The organism is Pontiella sp., from assembly GCF_041622395.1.
Classification (GTDB): Bacteria; Verrucomicrobiota; Kiritimatiellia; order Kiritimatiellales; family Pontiellaceae; genus Pontiella.
Map to the genome: position 1 here is coordinate 1 of NZ_JBFJYW010000128.1, position 10,109 is coordinate 10,109.

Genomic DNA, 10,109 nt, shown 5'->3' on the forward strand with positions numbered 1-10,109 from the left:
CCTAATCATTTTGTCGGAACGAGTTCGTATGCTTTCAGGTGAAAGATGCGGGGTAAAATATCCACGCGTGATCATTCTTTACCCATGAATCTTTTACCTGCCCGCCGCCGATCAAGACCGTTGCGGAAGACAGGAAGCTTTCAAACCCGCCCCAACGAACACGATTGCCCTTTTAGCCCGCCAAGCATCTTTCTGCCGTTCATTTTTCTGCCTATACCGTGGCCCCGGGTTCCATCCGGGGATCCGGATGGAGGATGACGCCGGATCGGAATCCGGCGCTACGTGGCCCCGGTTTCCATATCGGGGTTCGGGCGGCGGAAGACACCGGATCGGAATCCGGCGCTACCGGGGTTTATTTCCGCTTCAAGGGCAAAGGCGGACGGCCGGGGATTAGCTGATGTCGTCGAGGTTGAACGGCGTCATCTGATAGACATAGTAGTTCAGCCAATTGGCAAACAGCAGGTGCGCATGGGAGCGCCAGCTGACCTTCGGCATCTTCGACGGGTCGTCGCCGGGAAAATAGTTTTTCGGAACGGCGGGATTCATCCCTTTGGCCAGATCCCGTTCGTACTCTTCCTTCAAGGTCAGCGGATCGTATTCGGAATGCCCGGTAACGAAGATCTGCCGTCCTTGCCGCGCGGAGACGATATAGATCCCCGCCTCCTCCGACTCCGAGATGATCGTAAGCTCGCCGACCTTCTCGATATCCTCGCAGCGGACTTCCGTGTGGCGCGAATGCGGCGCGAGAAACCGGTCGTCGAATCCGCGGATGATCGGTTCGGTCGAGGTGCGGCAGGTATGTTCGAACACCCCGGAAATCTTGTTTTCCACCGCATGCTTGGGGATTCCGTAGTGATGGTACAGGCCGGCCTGCGCGCCCCAGCAGATGTGCAGGGTCGAGGTCACGCTATGGACGGTCCAGTCGAGGATTTCGCGGATCTCGTCCCAGTACTGGACCTGCTCGAACTCCATGGTTTCGACGGGGGCCCCGGTGATGATCATCCCGTCGTATTTCTGCTGCTTGATGTCGCCGAAGGTTTTGTAGAAGGTCGAGAGGTGCTCCTGGGCGGTATTTTTCGACTCATAGGTCTCCGTCCGAATGAGATCGACCTCGATCTGCAGGGCGGAATTGGAGAGCAACCGCAGCAGGTGCACTTCCGTGGTTTTCTTGATCGGCATGAGATTGAGGATCACGATCCTCAGCGGCCGGATGTCCTGGGCGACCGCCCGGGATTCGGTCATGACAAAAATATTTTCCCGACTCAAGACGCCTGCGGCGGGGAGTCCATCCTGGATTTTTATGGGCATGTGAATTCCTTCGTTCCGGACACGGTGCCCGGGGGTTGATTGCCGAGATCAAAGACTCAGCAGTTCCTGCACATCTTCCCAGGTAAGCTTCTGCATCACCTGTTCGTCGGTGGTGAGCGTGGCATCGATGATGCCCTTCTTGCGCCGTTGCATCTCGACGACCTTCTCCTCGACGGTGCCCTTGGAGATGAGCTTGACGGAGTAGACGGTACGCTTCTGGCCGATGCGGTGGGCGCGGTCGGTGGCCTGGTCTTCGACGGCGGGGTTCCACCACGGGTCGAAGTGCACCACCATGTCGGCCCCGGTCAGGTTCAGTCCGGTTCCCCCTGCCTTCAGGCTCATGAGGAAGATCGGAATGGTGTGGTCCTTGTTGAATTTGCGAACAACGTCCTGCCGATCCTTGGTGCTGCCGTCGAGATAGCAATATTTAATGCCGCGTTCATCCATCTCCTTCTTGAGGATGGCGAGCATCGAGGTGAATTGGCTGAAGACCAGCACGCGGTGCTTGCTGTCCAAGGCCTCGTCCATCAACTCGAAGAAGAGTTCCATCTTGGCGGAGGGATGCTTGCTCTTGACGCCTTCGAGCTTGAGCAGGTCGATATGGTTGCAGGTCTGCCGCAGCCGCAGAAGCGTTTTGAGGATTTCCATGCGGCTCTTGTTGAAGCCTTCCTTTTCCACCATGTCGGCGATCTTGTTCCGGGAATCCTCCAGCAACTGCTTGTAGACCTTGTGCTGGTCCTGCGTGAGCTTGCAGGGGGCCATGCGCTCGATTTTTTCGGGCAGGTCCCTGGCGACGTGCTTTTTCAGGCGGCGCAACAGGAACGGGTGCAACTTGCGGCGGAGCTTCGCCTGGGCGTGTTCCCCTTCGGTTCCGCCGTTGAGGATCGGCAATTCGTAGTATTCGCGGAAATTCCTGTGGTCGCCCAGGTAGCCGGGCATCAGGTAGTCCATGATCGACCAGAGGTCGGCCACGCCGTTTTCGACCGGTGTTCCGGTCAGCACCAGCCGATGGTCGGCCTTGATCTTCTTGGCGGCCAGCGCGTTTTGGGTGGCGCGGTTCTTGATGTGCTGCGCCTCGTCGAGAATGGCAATGGAATAGGTGTATTCGAGATGCTTTTCGATATCGCGGCGCATCAGCGCATAGGAGGTGATGACGATATCGGACTTGCCGATGTTTTTCCATCTGCGGTGCCGTTCGGTACCATGAAGCACCAGCACCTTGAGGTTGGGCGTAAACTTGGCCGCCTCTTCGCACCAGTTTTCAACCAGGCTGGTTGGGCAAATGATGAGCGCGGGTTTCCCCTGGTGCTCTTCGTCGGTACGGCCGAGTTGAATCCAGGCCAGGGTCTGGAGCGTTTTGCCCAGCCCCATTTCGTCGGCGAGAATGCCGCAGAACCCGCGGTTTTCCAGGAAGCGGAGCCAATTGACCCCTTCCTGCTGGTAGGAGCGCAACGTGCCTTTGAGCTTCGGATGCAGCGGGACGTCTTGAACCGATTCCTGTTCGTTCTGCTGCTTGGCGCGCTCCATCCAGCTGGGGGTCGCCTTGATGTCGATTCCGTCCAACGCGCCCAGCGACGACTGGACATAGCTGCCGTAGATGCCGCTCATGCGGAACGAGCCGGGCTTTTTGCCCTTGCCGACCGCGCAGTCCTCGAACACCTCGCGCGCCTGGATAATGGCATCGCCGTCGAGCAAGATCGTGCGGCCGTTGCGCTCGATGAAGGAGTCGCCCTTCATCAACGCACGCTGGATGTCGCGCTCGGAAATGCTTCCGGTCCCCACGTCGTACTCGTAGCTGACATCGAAATAATCGCCGGTTTCCGACTCGTCGACGTGGACTACGGGAATCACATAATCGGCCTTTTCGGCAAACGGTTTCACGCGGCCTTCGAGCTCGACCTGCCAACCGAAACGGCGCACCTTCGGCACGCCCGAGCCCAGGAAGTTGAGCACTTCGCGCGGCCCCACGATATTTCTCAGCGTATCGCCGGCCCGCCCGTCGAACCCGACCGCATGGAGCTTCATGACGGCCTCCTTCTCGGCGGCCATGTTGCGGATGCGGTAGCGCAGCAGGTCGCGCGGGTCCGGAATGGCGAAGTTGCCGCGCATGTCGGCCCGGCCCGCCACGAGTTCGACCTCGTCGTTGTAGCGCGCGTAGAGCGTCGCCGCCAACGACGCCGGACTCCCCTTGACCACCAGGCGGAATTTGGGCTTGGCGGGTTTCATGTGGAACAGTTCGGGCGTGATGCCGGTTCGAACGGTCGCCAGCTTTTCGATCTGCGGCAACTCGGTCATCAGGAAGGCCGGAACGCTTTCGCGCGGAATGGTCAAGCGGTGTTGATAGATCTCCAGTACCGGTCGGGGCAGGAGGTTGCTCAACGGCCAAAACTGGCCGGCACTGAAGATCCAGCCCGTATTGGCGCCGATGATGTAGATCGGAAACAGGTCCGTCTGGTTGTCGGGCAGTTCGGTCACGACATTGAGCAGCAACTCGCCGCTCGCGCGATCCATATCCATTTCGACCGAGGACTCGAGCATGCCCTTGTTGACCAGGAAGCCCTTTTTATCCCCGACCTTGCGGATGACCTTACCGTGGTGCAGGCGCAGGAGGTTGATCAGGTCATAGACCGAGATTTCGATCGTGCTCTTGATGGCGCCGCCGCAGATGTCCTCGAGCACATAGAGCAGGTTTTCGTCGCGATGCGGGAAGCAGAACGGGACGTCGGTCGGCACATCGGATGCGGCCACCGTCTTGCCATCGAACTCGACCGAGACCTGGATGCCGATCTTTTGGCCGAACAACTGTTCCTGCCATTCCGGTGCGAGTTCGATGTGCAAATTGGCGTTGACCGCCCCCGGCACGGTTTTCTTCACCCGCTGAATACGGGTACCCTCGACCGATTTCGCAATGCGATCGATGCGCTGTTTTTCGGCGGTAGCCCGTTCCTGGCGCTCCGGATCGGTGTGGCGGCGAATCACCTCCAGCCCCATGGCAACGAGATGCGAACAGATGAGGCCGCGCTCCTGGTTGTCGCGGCACGGGCAATGGTTTTCCACCAACCCGTTCTTGAGAATCTCGAATTTACTGCGCATTCCGCGCGGCCCGAGGTTCAGCGTCCCGGTAATATAGGGGTGCTCGTAGGAGACTTTTTCCACCACCCCGCGCTCGAACAAAGCTTTCCCGTCGCGGTATGCCCGCCAGCCGGCCCAATCTTTCAGCTTCTTTTCGGTATATGGAAGTGACTCATCCATTCGTTAAACTGCTCCCCGCTTCTATTGGAAAATAGGCTCCATTTTCCCCACTTCCGGGAATAAATCCACCAAAAATTCCGACTATTATGCACTCAGAAATGCGGCACGCGGTTGGCGGCCCCGGCTCCCGGCCGGCTTTCATCCTCGAAAAATCGGTTCGAACAAGTTGTTGACGAAGGCACAGGGCGGGCACATTATGCGCGCCGTTTTTGAAATAAGGGACCGCCCATGCAACGGATCATGAAAAAATCGAAGATACACACCGCCACCATCACGGGGCTGGAGCTGTATTACGAAGGCAGCATCACGATCGATCGCGATCTGATGGAGCTTGCGGACATGTTGCCGAGCGAGCAGGTCCAGATCGTCAATCTCAACAACGGCGAGCGCTTCGTGACCTACACCATTCCGGGCGAACGCGGCTCCGGCGCCATCGAACTCAACGGCCCCGCCGCCCGCCTGGCCGCCAAAGGCGACAAGATCATCATCATTTCCTACGGCAACTACGACGACGACGAAGCGCGAACCCTCGAACCGATCGTGGTCTTCGTCGATGCAAACAACCGCGCCGTGCGGAAATGAGCGACTACCTCTACCAGAAGACCGGGCAATATTTCGGGCAGCTCGCGGGGGGCGCCGAACCCTGCGGCGAAGCGGAACTCAAGCAACTCGGGGCCACCAACATCAAGCGCGGCTACCTCGGGTTCTATTTTTGCGCCGACCCGGTGACCGTCTATAACATCGTCTACAAGACCCGCATCTTTTCGCGCATCCTCGCCCCGTTGCTGGCCTTCGACTGCCACTCCGAAAAATATCTCTACAAGACCGCCCAGAACATCGACTGGAGCGACTTTCTGACACTCACCAAAACGTTCGCCATCAGCGCGAACGTCGCCAAGAGCAACATCCGCAACTCGCAGTATGCCGGCCAGTTGCTCAAGGACGCCATCGTCGACCAGTTCCGCGACAAGACCACCAAGCGCCCCGACGTCGACACCCGTTTCCCCGACCTGCTGCTCAACCTCTACATCCACGAAAACAAGGCGCGGATCAGCGTCGATCTCGGCGGCGGCTCGTTGCACAAGCGCGGCTACCGCACCGAATCGGTCGAAGCGCCGATGCAGGAGACGCTGGCCGCCACCATCCTGCAGCTTTCCGGCTGGAACGGCGAACGCCCGCTCTACGACCCCTTCTGCGGCTCCGGCACCCTGCTTTGCGAAGCGTTCATGAAGGCCGGCAACATTCCCGCCGCCTACCTCCGGCGCAAATTCGGCTTCCTGCGCCTGCCCGACTTCGATGCCTCCGTGTGGAACCAAGTCAAGACCAAGGCCAACAACGAAACCGTCGAAGTCCCCGACGACCTGATCAAAGGGAGCGACATCGGCGCCGACGCCATCAAGGCCGTCCGCGCCAACCGCAACGAGCTGCCGGAATTGGGCACCATCAAGGTACGGCGCGCGGACTTCCACGATCTCGAAGGCTTCAGCAACACCACCATTGTCACCAATCCGCCCTATGGCATACGGCTCGGCAACACCGAACAGGTGACGGGCTTGCTCAAGGAGTTCGGCGACTTCCTCAAGCAAAAGTGCACGGGCTCCTCCGCCTTCGTCTACTACGGCGACAAGACGCTCGCGAAAAAACTCGGGCTCAAGCCGGAATGGAAGCATCCGCTCACCGCCGGGGGGCTCGACGGCGTACTCTGCAAATACGAATTGTACTGACCGGCGCGGGCGAGCGCCTGCGCCGGGCTTACCGGCACCGGTACTCGGAGGGCGAACAGCCGTATTGCTTGCGGAATACGCGGGAAAAATAGAGCGGGTCGTCGTATCCCACCGCCAGCGCGATTTCGGCCACGGGGCAATTGGGCTTGGTTTTCAGCTGCCCGGCGGCCATTTCCAGCCGATAGTTGACCTGGTATTGCTTGAAACTGCGGCCGGTCACCTTCTTGAACAGGCGCGATACCGTCGAAGGGCTGCGGCCCACCATCCGCGCGGCCGTCTCCAGCGTCAACTCCGACTCGGGCTCCTCTTCGATCCGTTCGATCACCGGCTGAATCAGGTCGAAGTCCTTATGGTGAATCAACTGATTGCTGATGATGAATTCCATCAGCAACTGAAACATGGACATGAGCGTTTCGATTTTTTTTTCGGAATAGACCGGGGTTTCGACATAGGCTTCCTGCAAGCCGTCGCCCCCTTCAACCGCTCGCCACAGCTCGGAATAGGGCGAGAGCTCCGGCGCGGTTTGGCTCCGGAATTGCCCCGGCATCACGAACCCCACCAACTCTTCCCCCACAAACAGCGGCACCACCACCTCGGTCATGCCCGCATGGCAGGTGTAGATGACCATTTCCCGTTTTTCCAGCGCCGCCTGCATCATTTCCCGATCCAGGTCCCGGCAACGCGAATCCATCGCGAGCGTCTCGCGCAACATCGTGCAATGATGGCAGTTGGGGCGCCCCACGCTGTCCGGATAGATGAGCCGTCCCTCGGGGCTGAACAGCGAAATCCGGATGTCGTGCAGCTCCGTGTAGAGGTCGAAGATCTCCGACACCTTTTGGCTGATGGTATGGTGCAACGTCGCAAGCATGTGGACAAAAAACCACATCGAGCCCGATTTGTCCATGCCTTTGCCGCTTTATGATATGGTTTTCCACAGGGGCCTAGCCTATGTTTTACCTTCACAAACAGCCTAAGGAGGACTCGACCCATGTACGATGAAACAGTAACCGCCGACGCCATTGCCATCCACACCGACACCTATGGTACCGAGCCGACCACCGTCGCCTATGCCCCCGGACGCATCGAAGTGCTCGGAAACCATACCGACTACAACGCCGGAACCACCTTCTCCTGCGCCATCAACATGGGCCACTGCTTCTGCATTTCCAAGTCCGACAAGCCGGGCGTCCGGCTGACCGCGGCCGACATCAACGCCACCACCGAATTCGACCCCGCCAGCCCCGAACCGCTGGAGAAAAAGGTTCAGTGGGCCAACTACGTCAAGGGCGTCATCCACTATCTGCGCGGATTCGACGTGGTGGTCGACGGCATCGACTGCACCTTCCTCGGCTCCATCCCGATGGGGGCCGGGCTTTCGAGCTCCGCCGCGCTGGAAGTCGCCACCGCCTACGCCGTGCTCAGCTACGCCGGCAAAGAGATCGACAAGATCGACATCGCCAAGATCGGCCAGCGCGCCGAGCACGAATTCGCCGGGTGCAGCTGCGGGCTGCTCGACCAGTTCTCCAGCATCTACGGCGTCCACCACGGCCTCATCCATTCCGACTTCCGCACGCTCGAAACCTACCCGGTCAAGTTGCCCGACGACGTGGTCTTCCTGATGATCAACCCGCACGTGAAGCACGCGCTGGCGGAATCCCCCTACAACGCCCGCCGCTTGAGCTGCGAAAAGGCCGCCGCCCAGCTCAACGAGCTGGTCGACTACGAAGTCGGCGCCCTGCGCGACATCAAGTTCGAGGATTTCGAAGCCCTCAAGGGCCAGATCGACCCCGAGGCCGCCCAACGCGCCACCCATGTCGTCGGCGAAATCCATCGCGTCGAGGAAGGCGTCAAGCTGCTCAGCGAAGGGAACCTCAAGGCCTTTGGCCAGTTCCTGTTCGACTCGCACGAAACCTCCCGCACCGCGTTCGAAAACTCGTGCGAAGAGCTCGACGTTGTCGTTGAAGCCGCCCGCGAAGCCGGCGCCCTCGGCGCCCGCCTCTCCGGCGGCGGCTGGGGCGGCAGCTGCGTTGCCCTCGTGCATGCGGTCGACGCGGAAGCCATCTGCGCGAAGATCATCGAAATCTGCAAAACCAAACATATCGCCCCGACCGCGGAGATCATTATTCCGTCCGCCGGCGCAATCGTTGTTAAATAAGGACTGAACGTCGACCGGACCGCGACGCCCCAACCGCCGCGGCCCCCGTCTCACGAAAGGATTCTATCATGAAAGTACTTGTTGCCGGAGGAGCCGGATACATTGGCAGCGTCACCACCGAGATGCTCTGCGACGTTGGCCACGACGTCGTCGTTTTCGATAACCTCGAACGCGGGCACCAGCCTGCCATCGACCCGCGCGCAAAGTTCGTCCAAGGCGACCTGCGCTACAAAGAAGACATCAAGAGCGCCCTGCTCGCCGAGCGGCCGGATGCGGTCATCCACTTCGCGGCCTACATCGAGGTCGGCGAGTCGATGGTATCGCCGATGCCGTTCTTCGAAAACAACGTCAGCGGCTCGCTCAACCTGATGAGCGCCATGGTCGAGGCCGGTTGCAAGAAGCTGATCTTCTCCTCCACCTGCGCCACCTACGGAACGCCCGAAAAGATGCCGATGGACGAATCCCTGCCGCAGAAGCCCGAAAGCGTCTACGGCGAGTCCAAGCTGCTCTGCGAAAAAATCTTCCAGTGGGGCCAGCAAATCCACGGCATCGAGTGCGTCTTCCTGCGCTACTTCAACGCCTGCGGCGCCACCGCCAAATACGGCGAAGCCCACAACCCGGAAAGCCACCTGATTCCGCTCGTGCTCCAGGTCGCCCAGGGCAAGCGCGAAAAAATCTACATGTTCGGTGAAGACTACGAAACCCGCGACGGCACCTGCGTACGCGACTACATCCACATCAAGGACCTGGCCCAGGCGCACATCCTCGCGCTCAAGCCCGGCATCTCCGGCGCCTTTAACCTCGGCAACGGCGATGGCTACACCGTCAAGGAAGTCATCGAAGTGTGCCGCGAAGTGACCGGGCATCCGATTCCGGCCGAGATCCAGCCGCGCCGCGCGGGCGACTGCACCGCGCTGGTGGCCGACGCCACCAAGGCCCGCACCGTCCTCGGGTGGGACCCGCAGCACGCCGACCTCAAGGAAATCGTGCAAAGCGCCTGGGACTGGCACCAGGCCCACCCGAACGGCTACGAAGATTAAGCGGCGCCGGGCGCGAGCCTACCACGCCACTTGATCCAGCATGGCTAGAACGTCGGCGGTATCCTTCTCTTCGGTAGCGTCGAAGAGGCCGCCGAGGGTTGCAATGGATTGTTTCGCCTTCCAGGCGGCGAACGATTTCAGCGTGACGCCCTTTCGGGAAAGGAATTCGCCGACGGGGTTCGACTCCATGTCGAAATCCTCTTCGTGGATGGCGCGCTCCACGAAGGCCTCGAACGGTCCGGCGCTGCCATGCACGAAGTTGTCGCGTCCCGGGAAATCGACGGGATATTCCGAATAAAGTTGGTAGCGGAAACTTTTTGGAGCGGCCTTGGAGGCGTCCGTGGCCCCCAGCACGCCCTTGCGGAATTCGCGCCACGACCAGTGCGCCGGATCGAACTCGACCACGAAATAGCAAATCCGGGTATCCGGGTGGTAGAAGTTCGCCTCCATCGAGGGATAGAAGGCATTGATGCAATAGACATCCAAATCCTTCAGATAGCCCATGATCAACCCATCCTCGATCTTGACGGTTTCTCCCGCCAGGCAGAGGCCGTTCCAGCGATTGAAGAGTTGTTTAACGCCGATCCCCGTGGTTTCGAGCAGCTTGGCCGTCAGCAGGATGCGCCCGTC

The 10,109-nt window shown here is 59.9% G+C and carries 8 protein-coding genes; 4 read left to right on the forward strand and 4 right to left on the reverse strand.

Annotation, left to right across the window (positions count from 1 at the left end):
- Positions 1–390 precede the first annotated feature (390 nt).
- Both metA and ABYO54_RS08875 read right to left on the reverse strand, forming a co-directional pair.
- Positions 391–1,308, reverse strand: a complete 918-nt coding sequence (metA, locus tag ABYO54_RS08870) for a homoserine O-succinyltransferase (protein ID WP_372807893.1) — start codon at positions 1,306–1,308, stop codon at positions 391–393.
- A 48-nt stretch (positions 1,309–1,356) separates the two neighbouring features.
- Positions 1,357–4,560, reverse strand: a complete 3,204-nt coding sequence (locus tag ABYO54_RS08875) for an SNF2-related protein (RefSeq protein ID WP_372807894.1) — start codon at positions 4,558–4,560, stop codon at positions 1,357–1,359.
- 228 nt (positions 4,561–4,788) lie between these two features.
- On the opposite strand from ABYO54_RS08875, the gene panD reads away from it, so the two are divergent.
- Positions 4,789–5,142 carry an aspartate 1-decarboxylase gene (panD, locus tag ABYO54_RS08880; RefSeq protein WP_372807895.1) on the forward strand — a complete coding sequence of 118 codons (354 nt, stop codon included), beginning with the start codon at positions 4,789–4,791 and terminating at the stop codon, positions 5,140–5,142.
- The gene (locus ABYO54_RS08885; protein WP_372807896.1) at positions 5,139–6,284 is read left to right on the forward strand and encodes a class I SAM-dependent RNA methyltransferase; all 1,146 of its coding nucleotides are present in this window, start codon (positions 5,139–5,141) and stop codon (positions 6,282–6,284) included. Before panD ends, ABYO54_RS08885 begins: the two co-directional genes overlap by 4 nt.
- Positions 6,285–6,312: 28 nt before the next feature.
- Here ABYO54_RS08885 and ABYO54_RS08890 read toward each other — a convergent pair whose 3' ends face one another.
- A complete protein-coding gene (locus tag ABYO54_RS08890) occupies positions 6,313–7,188 on the reverse strand; it encodes a PocR ligand-binding domain-containing protein (protein WP_372807897.1) in 876 nt (291 codons plus the stop codon).
- Between the two features lie 84 nt (positions 7,189–7,272).
- On the opposite strand from ABYO54_RS08890, the gene galK reads away from it, so the two are divergent.
- The gene (gene galK, locus ABYO54_RS08895) at positions 7,273–8,439 is read left to right on the forward strand and encodes a galactokinase (RefSeq protein WP_372807898.1); all 1,167 of its coding nucleotides are present in this window, start codon (positions 7,273–7,275) and stop codon (positions 8,437–8,439) included.
- 68 nt (positions 8,440–8,507) lie between these two features.
- Positions 8,508–9,479, forward strand: a complete 972-nt coding sequence (gene galE / locus ABYO54_RS08900; protein WP_372807899.1) for a UDP-glucose 4-epimerase GalE — start codon at positions 8,508–8,510, stop codon at positions 9,477–9,479.
- A gap of 18 nt (positions 9,480–9,497) precedes the next feature.
- Here the strand turns inward: galE and ABYO54_RS08905 are convergent.
- The coding region (locus tag ABYO54_RS08905; protein ID WP_372807900.1) for a hypothetical protein at positions 9,498–10,109 on the reverse strand (612 nt) is incomplete at its 5' end.